This window comes from Paenibacillus sepulcri (assembly GCF_042647105.1).
Classification (GTDB): Bacteria; Bacillota; Bacilli; order Paenibacillales; family Paenibacillaceae; genus Paenibacillus_Z; species Paenibacillus_Z sepulcri.
Window position 1 is genome coordinate 6,896,388 of record NZ_JBHRUP010000001.1, and the last position, 23,657, is coordinate 6,920,044.

A 23,657-nucleotide genomic window follows, 5' to 3' on the forward strand; every position below is an offset into this window, starting at 1 on the left:
TTTCGTATCCAGATCAAGGAATAGGAGGGCTTGGCCTTATGTTCGGAAAGGAGGCCGCGGGCCAAAATACTGATAAAGGGCGCATTCAATCCGGCCATTGTACAGCTTGCGCCTTTTGTCGGCATTGCGTCCAAAATAATGCTCCACCGACTTGGAAGGGCTAAGAGCGAAGAATGACCAGGTCGGCAGATACAGCGCCGTGTGGCCGAGCTCCCTCAGCGCTTTTTCGGCTTCCGTATCATCGCCAAGCCTCGAACCGTATGGCGGGTTCGTAATAATGCAGCCGTATTCGCCCTCCGGCTTCGCCTTGGACACTGGCAGAACGCTCAGCTTGATATCACGGGCAAAACCGGCCTTCTTCACAGCCGCTTCCGCAACATCAATCGCGTCCGGGTCGATATCGGAGCCGGCAATCGACAAGGGGATGTCGTCCTTCACCGAATCGAAGGCTTCCTCGCGCGCTGCTTCCCACAGCTCCTCGGGGATGAGCGGCCATTGGTCGCTGCTGAACGACCGGCGCAGTCCCGGAGCGATGTTCCAGGCAATCATGGCCGCTTCTATTGGAATTGTGCCTGACCCGCAGAAAGGATCGTACAGCGGACGGTCCGGACGCCAGCGGCTGAGCAGCACCATTGCCGCCGCCATCGTTTCCTTGAGCGGAGCTTCCGTCACCAGCTTGCGGTAACCGCGCTTATGGAGACTCGGACCTGTCGTATCCAGCGTAATGAGCGCCATATCATTCATCAATGAAACCTCGATCACATATTTGGCTCCGTCCTCGTGGAACCATTCCGTGCCGTAGGTTGCCTTCATTTTCTCCACAACCGCCTTCTTGACGATACTCTGGCAGGCTGGCACGCTTGTCAGCTGCGACTTCTGGGAGCGGCCGTTCACCGGAAATTCGCCGTCCTCCGGTATCCAGTCCGCCCAATTGACCGCCTTCGTTCCTTCGAATAATTCCTCGAAGGTGCGCGCGGGATATTCCGCCATCTTTACAAGGACGCGGTCAGAGGTTCTCAGCCACAGGTTGGTGCGGCAAATGTCAGCCAGACCACCGGTGAAATTCACGCGCCCGTTCTCCACCTGCACATCTTCATAGCCCAGATCCTTCAATTCGCGTGCAACAATCGCCTCAAGCCCCATGGGGGATGTCGCGATAAGCTGTAATTTTTCCAATGCAATCACTCCGATTCGCCTACTCCGGTTGTTTCCGGTCATTAAAAATCATACAATCAAGTATAGACATATGAAGGCGGCCTGACAAACTAAAACTCATGGTAGAGGAGAATGCATGGATGTCGACGGAACAATATGTGGAACAACTGCTTGGCGAGGATGCCGATCTGGAGAGGGTACATAAGCAAATCCGCGAGCATGATATGCCTGAGATTTCCATTGCGCCGGGCTACGGCAAGCTGCTGACGATGCTGGTCCGTATGAAAGGCGCGCAGCAGGTTCTGGAAATTGGCGCGCTTGGCGGATACAGCGGCATATGCCTGGCAAGAGGGCTCAAGGATGGAGGCAAGCTGACCTCGCTTGAGCTGAAGCAAAGCTACGCGGATGTGGCAAGAAGCAGCCTTGAAGCGGCAGGCCTCGGTGACCGTGTCGATTACCGGATCGGGGATGCCAAGGAGAGCCTTGCGCTGCTTGTCCAGGAGGGACGCACCTTCGATTTCTTCTTTATCGATGCGGACAAGGAAAGCTATCCGGTCTATCTCGATTATGCCATCAAGCTGGCCAATCCGGGAGCTGTTATTACCGGCGATAACGCACTCATGCATGGCAAGACGATCGATCCGGAGCGGACGGGGCCGGCTGTGGTGGCGATGCGGCAATTTAACGAGCGGATGCTGAGCGATGAGAGATTGATCGGTACCTTGCTGCCCGCTTATGACGGATTGGCAGTGGCGGTTGTGAAATAGAAGCTCTTGACCGAGCTGATGTTTATGCCGGATGATGAACGAGATTATAACAAAAACGGACTTCCCTCTATCGGGATGTCCGTTTTTTATACTATGATTGCATATCCGCTTTCCTGACAGCCTGCCGGCAACCCTCATGATTTACTGTTTACTGTGCGTTTGCGGGCCAGGGTGCTGCGCACCCAGACTGCATTGATGAGAAACAGAACGGATGAAGTGATAAAGACGCCGCCAATGCCGATCCAGCCCGATATCACGCCTCCGACAAGCGGGCCGAACATATTGCCCAGGCTGAGAGTGCTGGTGTTGAAGCTGTAGGCGCGTCCCTCCATTCCGTCGGGGGTAAATTTGCGGATCAGGGAGTTCACGGACGGGATCAGCCCTCCGAGGAATGCCCCCTGCAGAAAGCGGAAAATAAGCAGCTGCCATACATGTGTGGCCATCGCTTGGGGGATGAACATGACCGCCGCGCCAATCAGCGAGACGGCAAGAATCCGCTCCTGCCCGATCCGGTCGCTCAGCCTGCCCAGCAGCGGGGAAGCGACCATATTGGACATACCGGCCGCTGCGCTGACAAGTCCAGCCCAGAACGCAACGTTGACGTCGCTTCCATGCAGCTGCTGGACGTACAGAGGAAGCAGCGGCATAGGTCCGACCATGGCGAACTGGATCAGAAAGGTTACGGCAAACAGCGAGGTCAGCTGGGGAATCCGGCCCAATTGACGGAATCCTTCAAGTACCGATACATTGGGCCTTGCAGCCGCCTGCTTGTGATCGAAGCTTTCCTTTACGACGAGCATGGCAAGCGTTGAAGCCATAAACAGCAGCGTGCCGGTCAAATAAAAGATCGGGCGGAAGCCGATTTGATCGGCAAGAAGGCCGCCCAGCAGGGGACCGAGCATCGTGCCGGCAATACCCCCGGACTGCAGCGTGCCCATGGCAAAGCCTGTCCGGTCCTTGGGCGTTGTAGCCGATATCAGGGAGATGGCCGCGGGGTTGAAGCCGGATATGGTTCCGTTGATCATCCGCAGTACCAGCAGATGCCAGGGGGCGGTTGCGAAGCCCATCAGCACGATGACAACCGCCATTCCGAATCCGGAGCGAAGCAGCATAACCTTGCGTCCGTAGCGGTCGGACAGTTTGCCCCAGAGGGGCTGAAACAGAAAGGCGGTGACGAAATTGCCGGCGAAAATGATGCCCGCCCAAGTGGCGATTTCATGCGGATCCGTAAGTCCGATGCCATCCGACTGCAAGTAAAGGGACATAAAAGGAATGATCATAGTCATTCCGGCCATGACAAGGAACTGCCCCACCCACAGGACAGCCAGATTCTTCTTCCACTGCTCCATAATGACTGTTTTCTCCTAACCTTTGCTTATTCTGAACACAATAGGTTAAGTATAGCATAACAAGCCAGCCGCAAATCCTGACTTTGCAGCAATAATTTTGCCGCCGAAGGACGGCAAAGCCGTTTCTTCCTATAAGATGAAATCCGTCATTTGTCATATAGTTGTCATTGAAAGAAGAGAGAGGGCGGTTGTTACGCTTCATCAAAAAGGGCATAATGGTAACGTAGAGAATCCGATAGAAATGGGGAACGTCAATGAGCTACAACGATCGGTTCATCCGGGCAAGCAGGAGAGAACAAGTCGATCGCGTACCCGTCTGGTATATGCGACAAGCGGGACGCTATGATCCCGAATACCGTAAAATAAAAGAAAAATACTCGCTGCTTGAAATTTGCAGTCAGCCGGAGCTTGCTGCTGAAGTGACGATGATGCCGGTAAGAAAGCTTGGCGTGGATGCGGCCATTCTGTATTCCGATATTATGAATCCGGTGGCGTCGATCGGCATCGACTTTGATATTGTTCCGAATGTGGGACCTGTTATTGCCAATCCCATTCAATCTGCAGCTGACGTGGCGAAGCTCAGACCCATCGATGTCGAGGGCGACCTGTCCCATATCCTGGAGACGATCCGCATTCTGGACCGTGAGCTTAATGTGCCTCTGATCACTTTCGCAGGCGCGCCTTTCACCATAGCCAGCTATTTAATAGAAGGACGTCCGTCCAAGTCGTATATCCGCACCAAGACGCTGATGTACAGCCAGCCTGAGATATGGCATCAGCTGATGTACAAGCTGGGCGATATGGTTATCGCTTATGCCCGCGCCCACATGGCAGCGGGAGGCAAGGCGTTCCAATTGTTCGACAGCTGGGTCGGAGCGCTTGCTCCCCATGATTTCCGGCAGTTTGTGCTGCCGACCATTGAGCGGATCTTTACAGAGCTGTCTGACTTGAAGCAGCCCAAAATTTATTATCCAGGCGTGGCCTCCGGCGAACTGCTTCCAACCCTTGGAAAGCTGAAAACCGATGTCATCGGACTGGACTGGCGCGTGTCGATAACCGAAGGACGCCGCCGCGTCGGCAGTTCTTATGCGGTTCAGGGAAATCTGGATCCGTATGTGCTGACTGCGCCGATGGATGTCATTCAATCCTATGCCAAGCAGATTATTGACGAGGGAATAAGGCAGCCCGGATTTATTTTCAACCTGGGGCATGGCTTGTTTCCCGAGGCATCGCTTGATAAGCTGCGCGAGCTGACTTCCTATATTCATGATTATTCGGCCGAGGCGATTGCTGCGGCAGGGGAGCAGAAGGAGGCGCGCCATGTCTGAGCGTAAAATCGGCGTGCTTGTCATGTCCTATGGAACGCCCGAAAGTCTGGACGGTATCGAGGAGTACTATACGCATATCCGCAGGGGGAATCCCCCTACGCCGGAGCAGCTGGCTGATCTGAGCGGCCGCTATGAAGCGATCGTAGGCGGGTTCTTCCCGCTGCGGGAGAATACGAACCGCCAGGTCGCCGGCATTCAGGACAAGCTGGATACCTTCGCGCCGGGTCGTTATATGTGCTACCAAGGCCTGAAGCATGCCCGTCCCTATATTGAGGATGGAGTAGCCAATATGGCTGCAGACGGCGTCCGTGAGGCGGTTGGCATTGTTCTGGCGCCGCATTATTCCATCATGAGCGTGGGCGGCTATGTGGAACGCGCCAGAAAAAAGGCGGAAGAGCTCGGCATAGAGATGAATTTTGTGGAGAGCTATCATATGCATCCCAAGCTGCTTGAGGCATTGATCAGTCGTGTGAAAACGGGCTTGGGCCCTTTTGATGCTTCCAGGCCGGTTAAGGTTCTGTTCAGCGCCCACAGCCTGCCGGTCAGGATACGGGAGATAAATGACCCCTATGAGGCTCAACTGCTGGAGACCTCTGCTGCGGTCGCTGAAGGGGCAGGCGCTTCGGACTGGAGCTTTACGTGGCAGAGCGCAGGCCGCACGCGCGAGCCGTGGCTGGGTCCCGATATTCTGGAGACGCTCAAGGAAGTGGCCGGAAGCGGCTATACACAGGTATTGTCGGCTCCGATAGGTTTTGTTTCCGATCATCTGGAGGTTCTATATGATCTGGACATTGAAGCGATTGAGGCTGCCAGGCAGCTGGGCATTGATTTTGCCCGCATTGAAATGCTGAATACCGATCCGTTATATATGGAAACCTTGGCGGAAACCGTCATTTCACAGGATCAGTGGCAGCAGGCATAACGCCATAACACAGGGCAGAGGAGATGAACGACATGCGGGGAAGCGGACAACCTGATCGGTTAGTCGTCATTGGCGGCGGGATCAGCGGACTGAGCTCCGCTTTTTATTTGCTTAGGGAAGCGGAGAAGCGCGGACGCGACATACAAATTACGATTGTTGATCCGGCCGGAAGGCTGGGCGGGAAGATCAACACTTTGAAGCGGGATGACTTCGTAATCGAGCGGGGACCGGATTCATTCCTGGCCCGCAAGAACGCGATTATCGATCTGGCTTGGGATCTGGGAATCGAGCAGGAGCTGGTCGGTACCAATCCGGCGGCCAAAAAAAGCTATATTCTTCATAAGGGCAAGCTGCATCCCATGCCCCCCGGGCTTGTGCTGGGCATACCGACAGAAATTTCCCCATTTCTCAAATCAGGGCTGATCTCATGGGGAGGCAAGCTGCGGGCGCTGCTCGATTTTGTGCTGCCTGCCCGCAAGGAGGAGTCGGACGAAGCGCTTGGTGATTTCCTGTCGCGCCGGCTGGGCGATCAAATGATGGAACGCGTGGCGGAGCCGCTTCTGGCCGGTATTTATGCGGGTGATTTGCGCAAGCTGAGCCTTCAGGCGACATTCCCGCAATTTCGCGATGCCGAGCGCAAGCATCGCAGTCTGATTCGCGGCATGAGTGCGAACAGGCGCCTGGCCCCAGCCGTAGCGGCCAGCGCAAGCCGCCTTCCGGCTTCTGTACGCGGCAGCATGTTCCTGACCTTCAAGGGCGGATTAACGACAATGATTGAAGCCCTTGATCATGCGCTGTCAGGAGCAGAGCGCAGGATTGGCGTCAAGGCTGCGGCCTTTCGGCCGAATGATCCCGATGAGCGTGAGGAATCCGGCAGGAATGCAGAGACGGAGCCGGAAGCGGGGCAGACAGACGGGCAAGCCCAACCCTGGGCTCCATATGACATCCTGCTAAGCGATGGTGAAATTATTCAAGCCGATGGCATTGTCATCACAGCGCCAGCATATGATGCGGCAGAGCTGCTGGAACCCCATATGGATACGCAGGCGCTGCGGGCGATCAATTATGTCTCTGTCGCCAATGTGGTTATGGCCTTCAACAAACGGGATATTGCTGAGGATTTTAAGGGGTCCGGTTTTGTCATTCCGCGCTCCGAAGGAACAACCATAACAGCCTGTACCTGGACTTCGACGAAGTGGCTTCATTCCAGCCCGGACGATAAGGTGCTGCTGCGCTGTTATATCGGCCGTTCTGGCGATGAAGAGGTTGTCGATCTGCCTGATTCCCAGCTTGAGGATGCGGTACGGCGTGACATACGCGATATTATGGGTATCACGGCCGTGCCGTTGTTTACGGAAATCACCAGGCTGCATAAGTCTATGCCGCAGTATCCGGTCGGGCATGTGCAGCAAATTGCCGCGCTGCGGGCAAGGATGAGCGCAAAGCTGCCGGGTGTGTGGGTCACGGGAGCAGCTTTCGATGGCGTAGGACTGCCTGACTGCATCCGTCAGGGCAGGGAAGCAGCGTCCCGCGTGTATGATGCGATTACCAAGCGCAAGTAATTAATAAATATCCTCGGACATGATCAAATAATTAACTCCAGCAGGGAAAAACCTTATTACACTCGCTATAGCTCTGGCTACAGACCGTATAAGCAGGAAATACCTTGCTGCAGCCGTCGATCATGGCGTATAAAGCGGAAACAACTGTTCCAGCAAGGAAAAACCTTCTTGTGCCCGACCACACTCTGGTTGGATACAGTACAAGCCGAAAAAACCTTGCTGCAGCGCGGATTGTTTCGATTGCTGTTCAAATATGCAAGTATGCGAGGATGGTCCTTCTGCAGCTTTCTTTTCAACAGTTGTCCATCAGGCTTATAGATTGGCAGATCAGACATGCTTACATCCCGCCTGGTGATTCCGGCCTTGGCCTGTCTCGCATAAGCACTGCTTTTGACTTTTAGCTGAAATATACAATTCAAAAAAGGATGACGAAAGCGCAAGGCGCTTTTGTCATCCTTTTTGGCATCCATCCGGCATCCATCCGGCATCCATCCGGCATCCATCCGGCATCCATCCGGCATCCATCCGGCATCCATCCGGCATCCATCCGGCATCCATCCGGCATCCATCCGGCATCCATCCGGCATCCATCCGGCATCCATCCGGCATCCATCCGGCATCCATCCGGCATCCATCCGGCATCCATCCGGCATCCATCCGGTTAGTCAATCGGCGGCCCCATGCTGCCCTCGCGCTCTGCCTGTTTCCGGTGCGCAATACGGCTGCTGGCCGATGCGGCAATGGCCCCGACAATATCATCGAGGAAGGTATGACACTGCTCGCCTTCCTTGTCGTTGAGCACCTTCAGGATGCCCGGCTTCAGTTTATCGACGTAGCCGAAATTCGTAAAACCGATGCTTCCATATACATTGACGATGGAGAGGGCCAGAATTTCATCGCAGCCGTAAAGGCCCTCGTCGTTCTCAATCATATCCTGCAGCGGCGCAAGCAGCTTGCCTTCCTCCGCCAGCATATCGAGCTGAATTCCCGTCAGCACCGCGTTTTGTACCTCACGCTTGGAAAGCACAGCTTCAATATGTTGCTCGCACTCTTCCAGGGTCAGCTCGGGAAAGTAGGACTTCTGCAAAAAAATAACAAGTTCAGCAATTTGACTAATGGTAACGCCTCGTTTGGCCAGCCATTCTTTGGTCGTCGAAGCTACGATTTCACTGTTGAGGCTGTACATTTTAGACTTGGCCACAGGGCTCACCTCTTGTTTCTTGTTTAATGGACAAAACTGGTCTAATTGATGGAGAGGGCTCGTATACATAGTACTACAAAAGAGCAACTTGTACCAAATGAATGGAAGGGCTCGCGCTTGATTACTAAGTCTACGGGGAGGAATTATGAACATGAAACATTATCGCCTTGTTCGCCGGGCGGCGCTCGCCGGAGCGTTGGCGTTGCCCATTCTTACGACCGGCTGCGGATTATTCTCACAGGAAGAAAGCCCGTCCATCGATCCGCCGCAGAACAGCTCGCAGAATGTCAGCGGGGCCATTACCGACGTCGGACAGGCAGCCAATCATGCCGGTCAGACCCAGATGACCGTTTACTTGAAGGATCAGAATGGAATGCTGGCGCCCGTGGCTGTACAGGCTGCCCTGGGCGAGGGAGAGAAGCCAGGCCAGAAGGCGCTTGAGATGATGGTGGACGGGGGGGCCTACGCATCTCAGCTCCCGGAGGGATTCCAGGCCGTGCTTCCCAAAGGCACCGAAATCAAGGATTTTAACATCGTTCCCGACCAAAAGCTGGCAGTTGTTGATTTCTCCAAGGCATTCGCGGATTACAATGTGACGGAGGAGCGGCATATTGTCGAAGCGATAACCTGGACGCTAACCAGCATGCCGGATATTCAGAAGGTGGATATATGGATGGAAGGGGCGAAACTCGGTGAAATGCCTGTTGACGGCATGCCGATTGATCAGCCTCTGACAAGATCCGTCGGCATCAATCTCGAAGCAGCCGATGGCGTGAACAATTACAGCCAGACCACGCCGGTAACATTGTATTTCTCGGCTCTGACACCCAATAATGAATTATATTATGTTCCGGTCACAAGGCTGGTCAACCGTTCCGATAACCGGGCCAAATCGGCCATAGAGCAGCTGATCAGCGGTCCTTCCGAAGGACGTGCGCTTACGGCTGTCATGACGCCGGATGTAACGGTCAAGAGCGTTACGAAGCAGAATGATATTGTTACTGTCGAGCTGCAGGATGATGCGTATGTGGCAGGGCAGCAGGAGCCGGCAGAAATGCTTCAGGCTGTAGTCCTGGCATTAACGGCGAATACTGGTGCGGCCAAGGTTCAAATCAAGCTCAACGGCGAAACGGATTTCACCGATACCAATAACCAATCCTACAGCAGCCCTGTATCCGCACCCGAGCATGTCAACGCCTTTAAGTCCTGATCCTGACCTTATACAAGCGACAAGCCTGCCCGGGGCGAACCTGCTCCGGAGCGGGTTTTTTTGCCGTAGTTCCGGCCTTATTCCGGCACCTTATGAGGGGCTTCCCGCACGGGGGTGTGACGGTGCGCGATGGCTGTCAATCTCAGTCCGTTTGCCCGCCGCCGCCGCAAAGGATGCTTTTCCCCGTTGTCTTTGGTAGAATGATTGAGATGATTTATGAGGAGGACTACATAAGTATGAGAACAGATGGACGGCAATGGAACCAGCTTAGGCCGGTCACAATAACAATGAACCCAAATAAATATGCGGAAGGCTCCGTATTGATCGAATTCGGCGACACGAAGGTGCTCTGCACGGCTACGGTTGAGGAGCGGGTACCTCCTTTTATGAAGGGGCAGGGAAAAGGCTGGATTAACGCGGAATATTCCATGCTGCCCAGAGCCACGCAATCCCGCAATCAGCGTGAATCGGCAAGAGGGAAGCTCACCGGACGTACAATGGAGATCCAGCGGCTGATCGGCCGTGCGCTGCGCTCGGTTGTGGACCTGCAGGCGCTTGGAGAGCGGACGATTACGCTGGACTGCGATGTTATACAGGCGGATGGAGGGACAAGAACGACTTCCATTACAGGCGCTTTCATCGCTATGGCCCTGGCGGTAAACAAGCTGTCGAAGAATGTGGATTATGCCAAATATCCGATCACGGATTTTCTGGCCTCGGTCAGCGTCGGTGTGATCCAGGAGAAGACGCTGCTGGATCTGAATTATGAGGAAGATTCCAAAGCCAAGGTCGATATGAACGTTGTGATGACCGGTTCCGGCAAATTCGTCGAGGTTCAGGGAACCGGAGAAGACGCCCCCTTCTCGCGCGAGGAGCTGGATGGATTGCTTGGAGTGGCGGAAGAAGGCATTCAGGCGCTGATCGCCAGCCAGCGCGATGTGCTCGGGCCGCTGGGCAGCCGAATCGGAGCGTCGCGCGTATGACGGCAGGCAGTACAGTAGTCGTAGCTACCAAAAATCCCGGCAAGGTGCGTGAGTTTGCCCATGCGTTCGGCAAACTGGGACTGCAGGTCGTCAGCATGTTTGATTATCCCGATCTCCCTGAGATTGTGGAGGATGGAGCTACCTTCGGCGAGAATGCCCGCAAGAAAGCGAAGACCGTTGCCAAGGCGCTCGATTTGATGGTGCTGGCTGATGACTCCGGACTTGTAGTGGATGCGCTCGATGGACGTCCGGGAATCTACTCGGCACGGTACGCAGGAGAAGGAGCCAGCGACGCGCTGAATAATGCCAAGCTGCTCGATGAGCTGTCGCAGCTGGGTGCTGCGGTTTCCATTAAGGCAGAGCAAGGCACTGCTCCCCAAGGCAAAACAAAGCTGCTGAGCAAAGCGAGATTTGTCTGCGCGCTCGCCTTGTATAATCCGTCGAGCGGCAGCTTCGTGGAAGCGGAGGGTTATGTCGACGGATTCATAACCGATACGCCATCAGGAGCCGGCGGCTTCGGTTATGATCCTTTGTTCTGGCTTGCGTCCCATGGCAGGACCATGGCTGAGCTTTCAACGGAGGAGAAGCAGGCGATCAGCCATCGGGGACAAGCTCTTGCTTCCTTGTTGATCCAGCTGGAACAGCAAGTTTAGAAAGCGGCAGGAAGAAGCGGCTCTATCCGACCATAGGCGGAAGAAGCAAGTTTCTACCCTCAGTAATATAAGCAAAGTATGCGAGAGTTTTATACTTTCTTAAGAATTTGAACATAGCCAAGCCCCACAGCAGACCGCACTTGCATGGTCTGCTGCGGGGCTTCTTTTTTGCAAATTTCCGTTAACGAATGACGATTTTATATTCCCGGAGCCACATATCGGTCTGGAGCAGATAGGCGAACAGCTGAGGTCCGGACATGAGCTGGCCAAACCAGGGAATATTGGAGCTGGCGTTATCCGATTCGGCAAGCTCGCGGATTTTTTTGACGTTAATTAACGGAAGCAGGGGAGATTGGCCTTCATTCAGCACATCAAGCAATCTTGAGCGTACAGCCTCCAGATAATTGGGATTATGCGTTTTCGGGTAGGGACTTTTTTTGCGGTAGAGCACATCAGGCGGCAGTACCCCCTCCAGAGCGAGGCGCAGAATGCCCTTCTCCCGGTCGCCGGCCGTCTTGATTTCCCAAGGGATATTAAAGACATAATCAACAAGCCTGTGGTCGCAAAAAGGGACCCGGACCTCAAGGCCGACCGCCATGCTCATCCGGTCTTTGCGGTCCAGAAGTGTTGGCATAAACCGCGTAATGTTCAGATAAGACATCTCCCGCATTCTTCTGGCAGCCGCATCTTCGCCGTCCAACCTGGGCACCTGCGCAATCGCATCCGAATAACGGTCGCCGATGTATTCCAGCGGTTTGATCCAGGCGGCAACGTCCTGTGAAAGCAGACCCGCCCTCATCTCCGCAGCCAGCGCCCATGGGAAGGTGCCGGCATTCAACGCCTCCTCACGGTGGAACCAGGGGTACCCGCCGAATATTTCGTCTGCCGCCTCGCCGGAAATCGCAACCGTGGCTCCCTTTTTGATTTCCCGGCAAAACAGCAGCAGCGAAGCATCCACATCCGCCATTCCGGGCAAATCTCTTGCCAGCATGGCATCGCGCAGCGCATCGACAAGCTCGGGCGTGTCAAATTGAACAGGATGATGGACAGTATCCAGATGTTTGGTCATCCGCTCGATCCAGGGCGCATCGGAATTGGGTTGAAAAGCGTGAGCCTTGAAATGTTTATCGTTATCCACATAATCAACGGAAAAGGTATGGACCTTATCCTGCCCGTTTTGCTCATAATAACGAACGGCATAGGTCGTAAGGGCACTGGAATCCAGTCCTCCGGACAGCAGCGTGCAAAGCGGGACATCGGATACGAGCTGGCGCTCGACGGTGTCTTTGAGCAGGTCGCCTACGGTGCGGGCCGTCTCCTGGACGTTCTGGGTATGCGGCCGGCTTTCCAGCTTCCAGTAGGTTACAATGGAGACCCCGGAACGGGTGACGGTGGCGCACTGGCCGGGCAGCAGCTCGCTGATGTCGCGGTAGACCCCCTGGCCCGGTGTTCGCGCAGGTCCCATAATGAAAATTTCTGCCAGACCCTCCGCGCCAACAACGGGTTTAACGGAAGGATGGGCGAGCAGCGCTTTGAGCTCCGAACCGAATACGAACCGCCCATCCTGCTTGGCAATGAACAAGGGCTTTACACCCAGCCGGTCTCTGGCAAGGAACAGATGCTCCTCACGCGAATCCCAAATGGCAAAGGCGAATATGCCGTTGAATTTCTCAATGCATGCCTGACCCCATTCCATATAGGCAACCAGCAGCACTTCCGTGTCGCAGGTGGTAGTAAATCTTCTGCCGCGCCCCTCCAGCTCCCGCTTCAGTTCGGGGGCGTTATACAGCTCGCCGTTATAAACAATGACATACGTATCATCCTCAGTTGTCCGTATCATCGGCTGGGCGCCGTTGACGGGGTCAATAACAGAAAGCCGGCGGTGACCCAGTGCACAACTGCGGGAGAGCCATGTACCTGAGGCATCCGGCCCGCGATTTTCCAGCGTTTCAGTCATTTGTTCCAGGGTGGCGTACTGCTTGGTCAGGTCGTCGGTCCAATCGATCCAGCCCGTGATTCCACACATGTTCTCTCATTCCTCTCTAAGCAGGGCTTAAACAGCGGTACTATGATGGTTATGCCGTCAGCCAGCATAAAATGTCTGTCCGGATGGGGATGCTAGAGAAGCGAAGCGTACGGATCCATTATCGAATGGAAGGCGCGGAAGTGGAATGAGAACGGGAAGGGGCAATCACGAATATGGAAGAGCATACACAAGATTCAACCAGCCGTAAAACCTATTATGTTTCCGTCCAGGCGGGTTCGATTCTGGAGGATCAGGGAGCAACAGCCTATGAACTGGCAATAACCGCAAGTGAAGAGGAGCTGGGCCTACTGCAGGAGCTGATGGGGGAATTGTCCAGTATGGATGAAGCGCAGGCATTTCATTTTGGAGGAACTTTTTTCGAGACATCCTCGGACAAACAGATCAACGCCGGTGTTGACGGGTTGCTCATGGATATCTATAAGCTGCTGTACGAAAGAGGCACGGAGGAAACCAGGCGGCATATCTCGACGATGGGCTTGTTCTCCGAAGAAAGTCTTTAACTTGTCAGGACTATATTCAACTTGAGATGTAAAGTCTCTTCCCTATGTTCATGCTACAATGGGAGCATCTGATGATGGAGGAGGCTTCCCCTATGGGTTCAACCTTGCTGCGTAATGTCAAGATGGTGACGATGAATGACAAGGATGATATTCTGACCGGAGATATTTTAATCAAGGATGATATCATCGCTGAGGTTGGCGGCAGGATTACGGACCTTGAGCCGGATACGACAGTCATTGAAGCCCGCGGAAAGCTGCTGCTTCCCGGATTCGTGCAGACCCATATCCATTTATGTCAAACGCTTTTTCGCGGCCGCGCGGACGATATGGCGTTGATGGACTGGCTGCGGACAAGGATATGGCCTCTTGAGGCTGCCCATGATGCGGAATCTATTTATTATTCGGCCATGCTCGGCATTGGCGAGCTGCTGCTCAGCGGGACCACGACAATTCTGGACATGGAGACCGTCAGCCACACCGAGTCCGCCTTTGAAGCCATGGCGCAGAGCGGCATCCGGGCTGTATCCGGCAAGGTTATGATGGACGCGGGCGGCGATGTACCGAGGGGTCTTCAAGAGCAAACCGAAGCCTCCCTGCAGGAGAGCACAAGGCTGCTGGAGAAGTGGCATGGCCATGATGGCGGCCGTCTCAGCTATGCGTATTGTCCGAGATTTGTCGTCTCGTGCTCGGAGCGTCTTCTTACTGAGGTGCGTGATTTATCTGCCAGTTACGGAGTGCTGGTTCATACGCACGCGGCGGAGAATCAGGAGGAAATCGCACTTGTAATGACTCAGCGCGGTATGCGCAACATTGTCTATCTTGATCATATAGGCCTGACCTCCCCCCGGCTGGTTCTCGCTCACTGCATCTGGCTGGACGAGGAAGAGCGGGCCATCATGAAGCGAACCGGAACGAAGATGACCCATTGTCCGGGTTCCAATTTGAAGCTTGCCTCCGGCATAGCGAATGTGCCCGAAATGCTGGATGAGGGCATTGGTATGGGGATTGGCGCAGATGGAGCACCCTGCAACAATACGCTGGATATGTTCCAGGAGATGCGGCTGACCGCTCTGCTTCACAAACCCAGATGCGGACCGGAAAGCATGGATGCCAGGAGAGTGCTGAGGATGGCTACGATCGGCGGAGCGCAGACACTCGGTATGGATCATCTGACCGGTTCCATCGAGAAGGGCAAGAAGGCCGATCTGGTTCTGCTGAACCTGAATGATTTTCACACCTTTCCCTCTTTTGATGCCGACCCGTACTCCCGTGTTGTGTATGCCGCCTCCCGCGGTAACGTCGATTCTGTATGGGTAGACGGCAAAAACGTCGTTCAGCGGGGGCGAGTACGGACGATGGACAAGAAGCTTGTGCTCCGGGAAACGGATAAATCCATCGCCAGACTGCTCGCAAGGATTTGACCTGACGATACTTTTGGCGAGTCTGCAGAAGAGCAGGCCCGCCATTTCTGTATTTTAGCGACTCGTCCTCTTGCAGTATGCGGGAATGGCAGTCATAATGGAACAAGGCAAGAAAGCGCCATCAAAACATAAAGGCGGTTGATATCATGAAGTACAGACAACTGGGCAGCACTGAATTGCACATTAGTGAAATCAGCTTCGGAACATGGGCTATCGGCGGATCCTGGGGCGGGACGGACGATGGTTCGGCGCTCAAAGCGCTGTCACGTGCAATGGAAGAGGGCGTCAACTTCTTCGATACCGCAGATGTTTATGGCGAAGGACATAGTGAGGAACTGCTCGCCAAAGCGACAAAAGGGCGGGAGGACGAGATTTACATCGCAACCAAGTTTTGCCGTGCCGGTGATCTTCTGGATCCGGCTTCCTATTCCTACGAGTCGGTGCGGGCCTATTGCGAGGCAAGCTTGAAGCGGTTGGGCCGTGAAAGAATCGATCTGTACCAGGTGCATTGTCCGCCTACGGATATTCTGCGAAGCGGCGAGGTATTCGGCGCGCTTGACCGTCTGCGCGAGGAAGGTAAAATCCGTGAGTACGGAGTAAGCGTGGAAACCGTCGAAGAGGGCTTTATTTGCTTGCAGCATCCCAATGTGAAGGCGCTGCAGGTGATATACAACCTGTTTCGGCAGAAGCCGGAGCTTGAGCTGATTCCCAAGGCTTTCGGGCAGGGAGTGGGCATTCTGGTGCGTCTGCCGCTTGCCAGCGGGCTGCTGACGGGCAAGTTCACGGAGAAATCAACATTTGCTCCTGACGATCACCGGAACTTCAACCGTAATGGCGAAAGTTTTAATGTAGGTGAGACCTTCGCCGGAATTGCCTTCGAGATGGGCGTATCACTGAGCAAGGAGCTGTCATGGATTGCCGAGGGCAGAACGAATATGGCCAGCGCCGCGCTGCGCTACCTTCTGGATAATCCCCATATTACCTGTATCATACCGGGATTCCGAAACGTCTCGCAGGTGGAAGATAATTTGCGGGCGGCCAACGTTCCGGGTTATACGCGAAGCGAGCTCGACAAAATCCATCAATTCTACGAGCAAGAGGTTCACAACTATATCAGAGGACCTTATTGAATAAGAGAATAGTTAAGCATGGGCAGGCCCGGACGAGCGAATTCCTTCGCTTGTCCGGGCCTCTTTATGTTGTTCCATGCTGCAAATCATTTCCTTCGGGAATGCTACCCGTTCACAATTTCCCCGCCATTGATGTGAAGGACTTGACCACTCATGTAAGAAGAATCCTCGCTTGCGAGATACACATAAGCGGGAGCCAGTTCCTCCGGCTGTCCGGCACGCTTGAGCGGGACATCGGCGCCGAATTTGGCCACCTTCTGCTCATCAAAGGTTGAAGGAATAAGAGGTGTCCAGATAGGGCCGGGCGCTATGGCGTTGACGCGAATGCCCTGATCGGCAAGATTGAGCGACAAGGAGCGGGTAAAGGAAACGATGGCTCCTTTGGTCGCCGAATAATCGAGCAATGTCGGGCTTCCCCGGTAGGCGGTTACGGATGTCGTGTTAACGATTGCTGCACCGCTTGCCAAATGAGGCATAGCCGCCTGCGTTAAATAAAACATTCCGAAAATATTGGTTTTGAAGGTCCGTTCAAGCTGTTGGGGAATAATGAGCTCAATCTTATCCTGGGGATGCTGCTCCGCCGCGTTATTCACGACGATATCGAGTTTTCCCAAGCTTTTAACGGTTTCCTCCACGGCCTCGCGGCAGAAGTTCGGATCGCCGATATCTCCCTCCAGCAGAATGCAGCGGCGGCCGGCCGCTTCCACGAACTGCTTGGTTACCTCCGCATCGCTTTGTTCATTCAAATATAGAACGGCTATTTCGGCGCCTTCCTTGGCATAGGCAACCGCAACGGCACGGCCGATCCCGCTGTCTGCTCCGGATATAATGGCTACCTTGCCTTGCAGCTTGCCCGCTGCCTTCAATCCGGAAGATTCAAATTGCGGACTTGGCGTCATTTTGGATTCCAGTCCTGGCTGCCGGCTTTGATGCTGCGGCGGTAATGTGGTTGGCCTTGCTGGTGTTTCGCCTGGAGATGTCATAGGCTGCTTCGTCATTTGAGAAACAACTCCTTTCGATAAGCTATCATTCCACGAATACGATGTTCTTACGCGTTCCATTGAACTATTACCCCGGGCATGCAGAAATGAAAAAAATATAGCTCCCCTGGATAAGAGAAGAAAAACTGAAAAGTTAAGTCTTAAGAACTGGTTTAAATGTCGAAACCGCGATAAATGTAATAAATTTGTAACTTATTTTATAATTTTATTGTTAAAAGGCCCAAAAATCCTTGAAGATAATGGAACAAAATAGTAATATACGACTAAGCTTTCCGGTCTATTATTTCCACGGCGAAGACAAATTGAATACTAGGCAAAGCTATTGAAAAGTAGTGACGCAAAACTACAGGGGCATCATCCAACAGTGGAAATGCCAGCCAGTTGCATCCATTTAACAGCTGTTTAGGCTTGCCATGCCCATTATGCTGTTTTTTGCTATGCGGATCATTTATGGGTTTTTCGCATCACAAAATAAATTGGTTACAGAAAAGAGGCTATTACATGAAGATGTCACCAGTTCAAGATGTACGTCAATGGTTTCCGAGCGATGATGGGAATGAGCAGGACCGGATGCAATTGATGAAGCTTATGGAGCAGCTGATGACGGGCTTCGATCTTTTGAAGGACCCAGAGAGGGTAAACCTGAAGGGCAGCAAGGACCGGTCAGGCGATTTTTATGGACAGCTGAATGAGAGCAGTGTCATCCCCCCGCAGGGGAAAGCGATGGAAGATGTAACCCGGGGCCTGATCGAACTGATGCATGCGCATCCCTACCATACCAAATATTTTATGACCAATATTCTGCCTATGGCATCGATTCCAGGCATTATGGGAATGCTCGCCGCGATGCTTGTCAATGGCAATAATTTGTGGGATGTATATGGCCCGGCTGGCGCTGAGGCTGAAGTGCGGGTCGTCAGCATGATGTCCAAGCTGGTCGGTTATGACCATACGAGAAGCGGCGGCTACACAACCTGGGGCGGACAAGGGGCAATCTTCACCGGTCTGCGGCTGGCAATAGTCAAATTCGCTCCGGATGCTTCGCGCACGGGAGTGCCGAATAACCTGTATGCCTTCTGTTCGGATTCGGCTCATTACAGTCTGTACAAATCCATGGAAGCAACAGGACTTGGAAGCGACCGTCTGGTCAAAATCCGGACAAGAAGCGACAGCTCCATGGACACAGCGGATTTGAAATGGAAACTGGAGCAGGTTATTCGTTCAGGCGGAGTTCCGATCTATATCGTCGCCACTACGGGGACGACCGATGCTATGGGAATTGACGATATTTCCGAAATTATGAATATTGCCGTACAAGCTGCCGCGGCTAATGGATTAAACAGGCCGCATATTCATGCGGACTCGGCGCTGGGAGGATTTTTCGCTTTTTTCAATGATTATGATTTTGCCCTTAATCCGCTTGCATTGGATATGGAAACGCTGGGAGCTCTCCATGCGATCGCTGGTAAAATGAAGCATATCCATCTTGCCGATACCATGTGCTTTGATTTTCAAAAGCTGGGACAAACGCCGTATCTGACGAGCCTGCTCCTGGTTAAAGAAGCTGAATCTCTGCGGCTGCTTGATTTGAATCCCGATGAAACGCCTTATGTGGGATACCGCGGATACGGCCAGTATCATACCGGTTACACGCTGGAATGCTCCAGAATGGCCAGCTCGATCAGTATCTACAGCGCTCTGCTGGCTTTTGGCATTGAAGGGTATCAACAGCTGCTGGCGCAGTTTGTATCGGTCAATTTGGCTTTCCGCAGGCAGCTCATGAAGGAAGTTCCCGAGATGGTGATCGCAAATCCCGACAATCCCGGTATTACGACACTGCTGAGGATTTATGAGAACCGGATTTCCCGATTTCAAGAGGAATTGGCCGGGGAGTGCCCGCTTGATGAGCTCCTCCGGAACAACCGGCTTAATGAACGATTATTCGAACTGCTCGGGGAGCGGCGCGATGAAATGTTTTTTGGGGACACCAAGAAGCATCTGCTGGTTTTATCCCAGGAAGGTGTGGAAGTCCCCTTATACGCCAGCAAGCTGTTTGTGATCTCGCCTTATACACAGCTTGAGCATGTCCCGGCAATTGTCGGCTACTTAAAGGAGAGAGTAGACGAAATTTATGAGCAGTACCATTCTCCGTATCAATCAGGGAGGTCCGTCGAAGTTGTTTAATTCCTTATTGCGTCCCGTGCGGGAACGACTGTCGCTCAAAGTCATCATCAGCATCCTGCTACTGCAATTATTTACATGCGCCGCATTTGCAGGCACAACTTATTACGTCAATACGAATCTGGTCGATAAGCTGCTGCAGCAGTTCGATCTGAGGCTGAATACGGATATCGGAGTTGTCTCGGATCTGGTAGCCGGCATTCCCGGTTACGAGGCCGAAGTAAAGGATGCAAGCGATCCGCTTTATGCCGCCCTGAAACAAAATCTGGAACAGGTTAAAGTTAAGAATGGTCTGGAGAATGTGTATGTGCTCTCCAAAAGCGGCGGAAAGGACCATATCGTCGTGTTAGCCGATGTGCCGGACGATTACGGGACCGACTATCCTTTTACGGCTGATATGAACAAGGCTCTGACTGACAACAAGACAATTGTCAGCGAAATCTACAAGGATGAATTCGGTATTCATAAATCCATCTTCGTTCCCTACACGGATGGAAACACGAGCACCCTACTCGGTATCGATCTGGATGCTTCTGTTATACCCAAAATGTCATCGACCATATTTTGGTCCACCGTCATCATAACCATCATCGTTTTATTGATCGGCTCCATCGTATCGCTGGCGATCAGCCGGATCTTCACCAAGCCGATACGCAGGCTGATGTCGGCCACGGAGAAGGTGGCGGCCGGAGACTTGAGCGAGCAGATTATACTGAAGCGTGAGGATGAGATGGGCAAGCTGTCCCAGTCGTTCGGACAGATGAGCCAGAACCTGCAGGAGTTGATCCGCCAGATTCTATCATCATCGGACGAGATCTCGGGAACGACACGCAATTTGCATCAGGCATCGGGAGAGACAAGCCAGAGCGCGCTGCAGGTAGCGGTATCCATGAACAAAATGAGCGAGGGCATCAATGGGATCGTCGAAGGGCTCACGAACAGTTCGGAAGCTGTATCTGAAATTGACGGGGAGCTCTCGGAGGTTACTCAGGATGTGGAGGAGATGCAGTCAATTGCGGTTCTGGTCAGAGAGCAATCCGAAGGCGGGCGGGAATTGGTAGAGAAGACGTTGCATCAGATGGAGGTCATACAGGAGGCGATGCGGCACTCCCTCGAGGCCGCTGAGCTTCTGGGCCATAATTCGCGGGCTATCGGAGATATTGTAACTATTATTTCCAATATTGCCAGCCAAACGAATTTGCTGGCGCTTAACGCATCAATTGAAGCGGCCCGTGTCGGTGAGCAGGGCAAAGGCTTTGCTGTAGTTGCAGGGGAAGTACGGAAGCTCTCCGAGCAATCTTCACAGTCCGCTTTGTCTATATCCGAGCTGGTTTCGGTCACACAGGAAAACAGCCGGCTGGTTATCAACCGTATTGTTGAAGGCAATGAAGCCGTCACGCAGGGACATGCCTGGATTAGCGAGACGCATGCCAATTTCGAAGGTATTTTCAAGGGAGTGGGCCAGTTTTCCACGTGCACCGAGCAGCTGCAGGAGGCTGTTGTCAATGTGGAGCGGTCGTTCGGGCAGATCACCTCGGCCATGCAGCAAATTTCCGGCATTACACAGGAGCAGGCAGCAAGCTCCGAGGAGGTCGCAGCGGCTGCCGAGCAGCAAAGCGCTACGATGCAGGAATTGACCGAATCCATCGGCAGGTGCTCGGATCTGGCGGCAGAGCTTCTGAAATCGGCAAGCCGTTTCAAAGTAAAAGTGCAGTAAGCTTTTTATGAATGTGCTGCATATTGGGTATCGCCCCAAGCAGGGAACCTTTTCCTATTTTTTAGGAGCAGGTTCCCGTTCTTGTATAACGCCCGGGCCCAGGTGCGATACAAACAAGAAACGTCTGGAAAATAGTTTTGTTCGCTTGTACATATCAACCGCTTGGGTATAATGAGGTAATAAGGCGGATACGGGAAAGGAGAGCGAATGGAACTACTGGAATACGTTACAGCCGCTTGGCTCTCCAAGCATCTTGGGACATCCCAACAAAATATATCGCTTGCCGGCAAACGGGCGCTCAATCCGGAGTATAGGGGTGATTTTCTTAAACCGGATGCACTGTTAGATGGTGGCAGGCCAATATGGCTAAAGGATAGAGCGATTGAGTTTATCGCACAGCGGGGTTCAGTAAACTGAGGGACGGTTGATCAAATGAGTGTTTTTTTGTTGTTCATGTTATTTTCCATTATTGAAAGCATCGCATTGTTTTCTATTTCATTCACCCTTTACAGACTTAAATTCACTCAATATCTTTGGCCTTCGCTTATCATGATGATCGTCATTAACCTTGTGAGTTTTTACTTGCGAAAAGAAGTAGCGCTCGCGGATTACGCTCCGGTTGCCATTTTGGTGCTGCTGGTTCTTTTTATGATGGCTGTAGTTAAAATTCCTGCATTCTGGGCTTTAATTGTATCTTTGACAGGCTTATGTTTTTTTGCATTGCTGCAGACAGGCTTGATAATGCAGTTATCCTTTGGATACCTATCCGTTCAGGAAATTAATTCTCATGCCTGGAAAGGGTATCTGCTGCAGACATTGACGGGTCTTATCGGGTATCTGATTAGCGGTTTTTTATATAAAAGAGGAATAGGGTTCTCATTTGAATTCGAAAAACCAATTTATAAGTTGGTAACTTTGCTGGTAATGATTATAATGATATTAATCGCACTGGCATTCGGAGCTGTGCTGTTTATTGGGAATCTATACATAGCCACAATAATCTACTTTATCGGACTGGCTTTTCTGCTCTATTTTGCACTGAAGAAGGAGACAGAAGATGCAAACATTGGCCTTTAGATTGGCTGCCGGCTTAAAGCGGAGGGCCCCTGACCATCCAAGCTCTGTCGAAGAATTGCAATTTTCCATAGAGGCGCTTTTCAATACTTTCGGAACCTTAATTGCTGCATTGATCTTGAGCTTAATGACAGGAAAAACGCAGGAAACGATATACGCCATGCTGGCCTTCGCTGTATTAAGAGCGGTTTCCGGAGGCATTCATCTTAAACATAGCTGGACATGCCTGGTATCGACTTCCATAGCGGCCAATATTGTCGGTTTCTCCTCAATTTCCAACTTGACCGTGTACTGTCTGACTATCGTATGCATACTTCTCGCCATCCTCTACGCGCCATCAAGAATCGAGCAGCAAACCAGGATTCCTTCAAAGTATTTTCCGTTATTAAGGTGGATTTCCGTTCTTATTGTTTGTTCAAATTTTTATTTCCAATCCTCAATTGTTGCCATTTCGTTCCTCATTCAATGCATTCTCTTGATCAAATGGAGAGGAGGTGACACTAAATATGAAAATGAAATCGCTTAAAAGCAAAGTATTCTATTTTGTTTGTACTGCTTTGGCCTCCGCTGCGGTACTGATTGTTTCTACTGCCAGCATCATTTGGGTACATCAGCCAAAAACGCCGGCAAGTCTTCTTAAAAAGCAGAAATAGCCTGGGAGATGTTTGAAATGGATTTATTATCAGTTATAAGAAATAACGATGGCAGCGGCGGGCTGTGCAGCGTAGAGATTAAAGCTGTGGTGTTCCTTGAGTACATCGGGGGCAGTACGCCGCAAATCAAAATTCACACAACAAATGAAGAATTTTATATATGGGGCACTTTAAAAACATGGACAAAGGCCTTGCAGGACAGCGGGTACGACTTCTTTCCGGTGGACCGGAACTTTTCCATTCACATCAGGAATATCAAGAGGCTGGATGATCAGTACAAACGGGCATATTTCGAATATGAATTAGGCAGGGACTCCAAGAGCTGTACGTTGGCTTGGGAGAAATACAAAGCTGTCGAGAAGAAACTCAAACAGATCAATCAACCTTTCGTAGAAACGAAAGCCAGTGATGATTCCCGAATGATTTCCATAAAGATCAAAGAGGCTCTTTCCCGGTCATGAGAAACAGCCTCTTTGATCTTTAATTTGTTTTAGACAGGATGCTTCGAGATCCGATACGGTTTAACACGTTGCAGTTCAGGTTTTGGACCGAAGAGTTAATCATCGTTTTAAAAGACGTAATCTTAATAGCTAAATAGTGAAACAAAAAAACCTCGAATCCCTTGATATGGCTGGGATTCGAGGTTTTTTTCAATTTATTAAAATGATTGTATGTAAACGCGAGTGGCGTCCCAGGAGGGATTCGAACCCCCGACCCACGCCTTAGAAGGGCGTTGCTCTATCCAGCTGAGCTACTGGGACACGTAAGTGATATTATAGCATGCATTTTTTGAAAAGCGCAAG

The 23,657-nt window shown here is 52.3% G+C and carries 22 protein-coding genes, 1 tRNA gene and 1 riboswitch; of the genes, 17 read left to right on the forward strand and 6 right to left on the reverse strand.

What is annotated here, in order from left to right:
- Positions 1 to 36: 36 nt before the first annotated feature.
- Positions 37 to 1,176 carry a THUMP domain-containing class I SAM-dependent RNA methyltransferase gene (locus ACFOLF_RS29935; RefSeq protein ID WP_210037615.1) on the reverse strand — a complete coding sequence of 380 codons (1,140 nt, stop codon included), beginning with the start codon at positions 1,174 to 1,176 and terminating at the stop codon, positions 37 to 39.
- 119 nt (positions 1,177 to 1,295) lie between these two features.
- Between ACFOLF_RS29935 and ACFOLF_RS29940 the strand changes: the two genes are divergently transcribed.
- A complete protein-coding gene (locus tag ACFOLF_RS29940) occupies positions 1,296 to 1,922 on the forward strand; it encodes an O-methyltransferase (RefSeq protein ID WP_210037616.1) in 627 nt (208 codons plus the stop codon).
- A gap of 134 nt (positions 1,923 to 2,056) precedes the next feature.
- Here ACFOLF_RS29940 and ACFOLF_RS29945 read toward each other — a convergent pair whose 3' ends face one another.
- A complete protein-coding gene (locus tag ACFOLF_RS29945; RefSeq protein ID WP_210037617.1) occupies positions 2,057 to 3,271 on the reverse strand; it encodes an MFS transporter in 1,215 nt (404 codons plus the stop codon).
- Between the two features lie 254 nt (positions 3,272 to 3,525).
- Here ACFOLF_RS29945 and hemE point away from each other — a divergent pair, with 254 nt between their 5' ends.
- The 4 genes from hemE to ACFOLF_RS29965 all read left to right on the forward strand — a co-directional run bounded on the left by hemE (position 3,526) and on the right by ACFOLF_RS29965 (position 7,748).
- Entirely contained in the window at positions 3,526 to 4,599 is a 1,074-nt protein-coding gene (gene hemE / locus ACFOLF_RS29950; RefSeq protein ID WP_210037618.1) for a uroporphyrinogen decarboxylase, read from the forward strand.
- Positions 4,592 to 5,521, forward strand: coding sequence for a ferrochelatase (gene hemH / locus ACFOLF_RS29955; protein ID WP_210037619.1), 930 nt, complete (start codon positions 4,592 to 4,594; stop codon positions 5,519 to 5,521). The genes hemE and hemH overlap by 8 nt, the downstream gene beginning before the upstream one ends.
- Positions 5,522 to 5,553: 32 nt before the next feature.
- Complete coding sequence (hemG, locus tag ACFOLF_RS29960; RefSeq protein ID WP_210037620.1) at positions 5,554 to 7,083, forward strand: protoporphyrinogen oxidase; 1,530 nt, start codon at positions 5,554 to 5,556, stop codon at positions 7,081 to 7,083.
- Between the two features lie 425 nt (positions 7,084 to 7,508).
- Positions 7,509 to 7,748 (forward strand): hypothetical protein, encoded by a 240-nt coding sequence (locus tag ACFOLF_RS29965; RefSeq protein WP_379219574.1) that lies wholly within the window; start codon positions 7,509 to 7,511, stop codon positions 7,746 to 7,748.
- Here the strand turns inward: ACFOLF_RS29965 and ACFOLF_RS29970 are convergent.
- The gene (locus ACFOLF_RS29970) at positions 7,745 to 8,269 is read right to left on the reverse strand and encodes a phosphatidylglycerophosphatase A family protein (protein ID WP_379113753.1); all 525 of its coding nucleotides are present in this window, start codon (positions 8,267 to 8,269) and stop codon (positions 7,745 to 7,747) included. The genes ACFOLF_RS29965 and ACFOLF_RS29970 overlap by 4 nt on opposite strands.
- A 166-nt stretch (positions 8,270 to 8,435) precedes the next feature.
- Here ACFOLF_RS29970 and ACFOLF_RS29975 point away from each other — a divergent pair, with 166 nt between their 5' ends.
- The 3 genes from ACFOLF_RS29975 (at position 8,436) to ACFOLF_RS29985 (ending at position 11,130) form a co-directional block, all read left to right on the forward strand.
- Positions 8,436 to 9,494 carry a GerMN domain-containing protein gene (locus ACFOLF_RS29975; protein ID WP_210045608.1) on the forward strand — a complete coding sequence of 353 codons (1,059 nt, stop codon included), beginning with the start codon at positions 8,436 to 8,438 and terminating at the stop codon, positions 9,492 to 9,494.
- 236 nt (positions 9,495 to 9,730) lie between these two features.
- The gene (rph, locus tag ACFOLF_RS29980) at positions 9,731 to 10,477 is read left to right on the forward strand and encodes a ribonuclease PH (protein ID WP_210045609.1); all 747 of its coding nucleotides are present in this window, start codon (positions 9,731 to 9,733) and stop codon (positions 10,475 to 10,477) included.
- Complete coding sequence (locus tag ACFOLF_RS29985; RefSeq protein ID WP_210045610.1) at positions 10,474 to 11,130, forward strand: non-canonical purine NTP pyrophosphatase; 657 nt, start codon at positions 10,474 to 10,476, stop codon at positions 11,128 to 11,130. Before rph ends, ACFOLF_RS29985 begins: the two co-directional genes overlap by 4 nt.
- 181 nt (positions 11,131 to 11,311) lie before the next feature.
- On the opposite strand, the gene asnB is transcribed toward ACFOLF_RS29985, so the two are convergent.
- On the reverse strand, positions 11,312 to 13,156 hold the full coding sequence (gene asnB / locus ACFOLF_RS29990; RefSeq protein ID WP_210045611.1) for an asparagine synthase (glutamine-hydrolyzing): 1,845 nt from the start codon (positions 13,154 to 13,156) through the stop codon (positions 11,312 to 11,314).
- Between the two features lie 173 nt (positions 13,157 to 13,329).
- On the opposite strand from asnB, the gene ACFOLF_RS29995 reads away from it, so the two are divergent.
- From ACFOLF_RS29995 to ACFOLF_RS30005, 3 genes are all read left to right on the forward strand, one after another.
- Positions 13,330 to 13,677, forward strand: a complete 348-nt coding sequence (locus tag ACFOLF_RS29995) for a hypothetical protein (RefSeq protein WP_210045612.1) — start codon at positions 13,330 to 13,332, stop codon at positions 13,675 to 13,677.
- A gap of 92 nt (positions 13,678 to 13,769) precedes the next feature.
- The gene (locus ACFOLF_RS30000; protein ID WP_210045613.1) at positions 13,770 to 15,098 is read left to right on the forward strand and encodes a 5'-deoxyadenosine deaminase; all 1,329 of its coding nucleotides are present in this window, start codon (positions 13,770 to 13,772) and stop codon (positions 15,096 to 15,098) included.
- 146 nt (positions 15,099 to 15,244) lie between these two features.
- Positions 15,245 to 16,228: an aldo/keto reductase gene (locus tag ACFOLF_RS30005; RefSeq protein ID WP_210045614.1), complete on the forward strand. Its 984-nt coding sequence runs from the start codon at positions 15,245 to 15,247 to the stop codon at positions 16,226 to 16,228.
- Between the two features lie 104 nt (positions 16,229 to 16,332).
- Here the strand turns inward: ACFOLF_RS30005 and ACFOLF_RS30010 are convergent, their stop codons facing one another.
- Positions 16,333 to 17,226 carry an SDR family oxidoreductase gene (locus tag ACFOLF_RS30010; RefSeq protein ID WP_379113747.1) on the reverse strand — a complete coding sequence of 298 codons (894 nt, stop codon included), beginning with the start codon at positions 17,224 to 17,226 and terminating at the stop codon, positions 16,333 to 16,335.
- Between the two features lie 305 nt (positions 17,227 to 17,531).
- A riboswitch (cyclic di-GMP riboswitch) is annotated at positions 17,532 to 17,618 on the forward strand.
- A gap of 112 nt (positions 17,619 to 17,730) precedes the next feature.
- On the opposite strand from ACFOLF_RS30010, the gene ACFOLF_RS30015 reads away from it, so the two are divergent.
- The 6 genes from ACFOLF_RS30015 to ACFOLF_RS30040 all read left to right on the forward strand — a co-directional run bounded on the left by ACFOLF_RS30015 (position 17,731) and on the right by ACFOLF_RS30040 (position 23,315).
- Entirely contained in the window at positions 17,731 to 19,413 is a 1,683-nt protein-coding gene (locus tag ACFOLF_RS30015) for a pyridoxal phosphate-dependent decarboxylase family protein (RefSeq protein WP_210045615.1), read from the forward strand.
- Positions 19,406 to 21,127 carry a methyl-accepting chemotaxis protein gene (locus ACFOLF_RS30020; RefSeq protein WP_210045616.1) on the forward strand — a complete coding sequence of 574 codons (1,722 nt, stop codon included), beginning with the start codon at positions 19,406 to 19,408 and terminating at the stop codon, positions 21,125 to 21,127. Before ACFOLF_RS30015 ends, ACFOLF_RS30020 begins: the two co-directional genes overlap by 8 nt.
- A gap of 432 nt (positions 21,128 to 21,559) precedes the next feature.
- Positions 21,560 to 22,204: a hypothetical protein gene (locus tag ACFOLF_RS30025; protein ID WP_210045617.1), complete on the forward strand. Its 645-nt coding sequence runs from the start codon at positions 21,560 to 21,562 to the stop codon at positions 22,202 to 22,204.
- The gene (locus ACFOLF_RS30030; RefSeq protein WP_210045618.1) at positions 22,185 to 22,727 is read left to right on the forward strand and encodes an accessory gene regulator ArgB-like protein; all 543 of its coding nucleotides are present in this window, start codon (positions 22,185 to 22,187) and stop codon (positions 22,725 to 22,727) included. Before ACFOLF_RS30025 ends, ACFOLF_RS30030 begins: the two co-directional genes overlap by 20 nt.
- Positions 22,708 to 22,854: an AgrD family cyclic lactone autoinducer peptide gene (locus ACFOLF_RS30035; RefSeq protein ID WP_210045619.1), complete on the forward strand. Its 147-nt coding sequence runs from the start codon at positions 22,708 to 22,710 to the stop codon at positions 22,852 to 22,854. The genes ACFOLF_RS30030 and ACFOLF_RS30035 overlap by 20 nt, the downstream gene beginning before the upstream one ends.
- An 8-nt stretch (positions 22,855 to 22,862) precedes the next feature.
- Positions 22,863 to 23,315 carry a LytTR family transcriptional regulator DNA-binding domain-containing protein gene (locus ACFOLF_RS30040; protein WP_210045620.1) on the forward strand — a complete coding sequence of 151 codons (453 nt, stop codon included), beginning with the start codon at positions 22,863 to 22,865 and terminating at the stop codon, positions 23,313 to 23,315.
- A 223-nt stretch (positions 23,316 to 23,538) separates the two neighbouring features.
- Here ACFOLF_RS30040 and ACFOLF_RS30045 read toward each other — a convergent pair.
- Positions 23,539 to 23,615 (reverse strand) — tRNA-Arg (locus ACFOLF_RS30045).
- Positions 23,616 to 23,657: the final 42 nt, after the last annotated feature.

Bases quoted from the DNA above. Each gene is read 5' to 3' on its own strand.
- ACFOLF_RS29940 (WP_210037616.1), top strand. From the start codon at position 1,296: ATGTCGACGGAACAATATGTGGAACAACTGCTTGGCGAGGATGCCGAT.
- ACFOLF_RS29945 (WP_210037617.1), bottom strand. From the start codon at position 3,271: ATGGAGCAGTGGAAGAAGAATCTGGCTGTCCTGTGGGTGGGGCAGTTC.
- hemE (WP_210037618.1), top strand. From the start codon at position 3,526: ATGAGCTACAACGATCGGTTCATCCGGGCAAGCAGGAGAGAACAAGTC.
- hemH (WP_210037619.1), top strand. From the start codon at position 4,592: ATGTCTGAGCGTAAAATCGGCGTGCTTGTCATGTCCTATGGAACGCCC.
- hemG (WP_210037620.1), top strand. From the start codon at position 5,554: ATGCGGGGAAGCGGACAACCTGATCGGTTAGTCGTCATTGGCGGCGGG.
- ACFOLF_RS29965 (WP_379219574.1), top strand. From the start codon at position 7,509: ATGACGAAAGCGCAAGGCGCTTTTGTCATCCTTTTTGGCATCCATCCG.
- ACFOLF_RS29970 (WP_379113753.1), bottom strand. From the start codon at position 8,269: ATGTACAGCCTCAACAGTGAAATCGTAGCTTCGACGACCAAAGAATGG.
- ACFOLF_RS29975 (WP_210045608.1), top strand. From the start codon at position 8,436: ATGAAACATTATCGCCTTGTTCGCCGGGCGGCGCTCGCCGGAGCGTTG.
- rph (WP_210045609.1), top strand. From the start codon at position 9,731: ATGAGAACAGATGGACGGCAATGGAACCAGCTTAGGCCGGTCACAATA.
- ACFOLF_RS29985 (WP_210045610.1), top strand. From the start codon at position 10,474: ATGACGGCAGGCAGTACAGTAGTCGTAGCTACCAAAAATCCCGGCAAG.
- asnB (WP_210045611.1), bottom strand. From the start codon at position 13,156: ATGTGTGGAATCACGGGCTGGATCGATTGGACCGACGACCTGACCAAG.
- ACFOLF_RS29995 (WP_210045612.1), top strand. From the start codon at position 13,330: ATGGAAGAGCATACACAAGATTCAACCAGCCGTAAAACCTATTATGTT.
- ACFOLF_RS30000 (WP_210045613.1), top strand. From the start codon at position 13,770: ATGGGTTCAACCTTGCTGCGTAATGTCAAGATGGTGACGATGAATGAC.
- ACFOLF_RS30005 (WP_210045614.1), top strand. From the start codon at position 15,245: ATGAAGTACAGACAACTGGGCAGCACTGAATTGCACATTAGTGAAATC.
- ACFOLF_RS30010 (WP_379113747.1), bottom strand. From the start codon at position 17,226: ATGACGAAGCAGCCTATGACATCTCCAGGCGAAACACCAGCAAGGCCA.
- ACFOLF_RS30015 (WP_210045615.1), top strand. From the start codon at position 17,731: ATGAAGATGTCACCAGTTCAAGATGTACGTCAATGGTTTCCGAGCGAT.
- ACFOLF_RS30025 (WP_210045617.1), top strand. From the start codon at position 21,560: ATGAGTGTTTTTTTGTTGTTCATGTTATTTTCCATTATTGAAAGCATC.
- ACFOLF_RS30030 (WP_210045618.1), top strand. From the start codon at position 22,185: ATGCAAACATTGGCCTTTAGATTGGCTGCCGGCTTAAAGCGGAGGGCC.
- ACFOLF_RS30035 (WP_210045619.1), top strand. From the start codon at position 22,708: ATGAAAATGAAATCGCTTAAAAGCAAAGTATTCTATTTTGTTTGTACT.
- ACFOLF_RS30040 (WP_210045620.1), top strand. From the start codon at position 22,863: ATGTTTGAAATGGATTTATTATCAGTTATAAGAAATAACGATGGCAGC.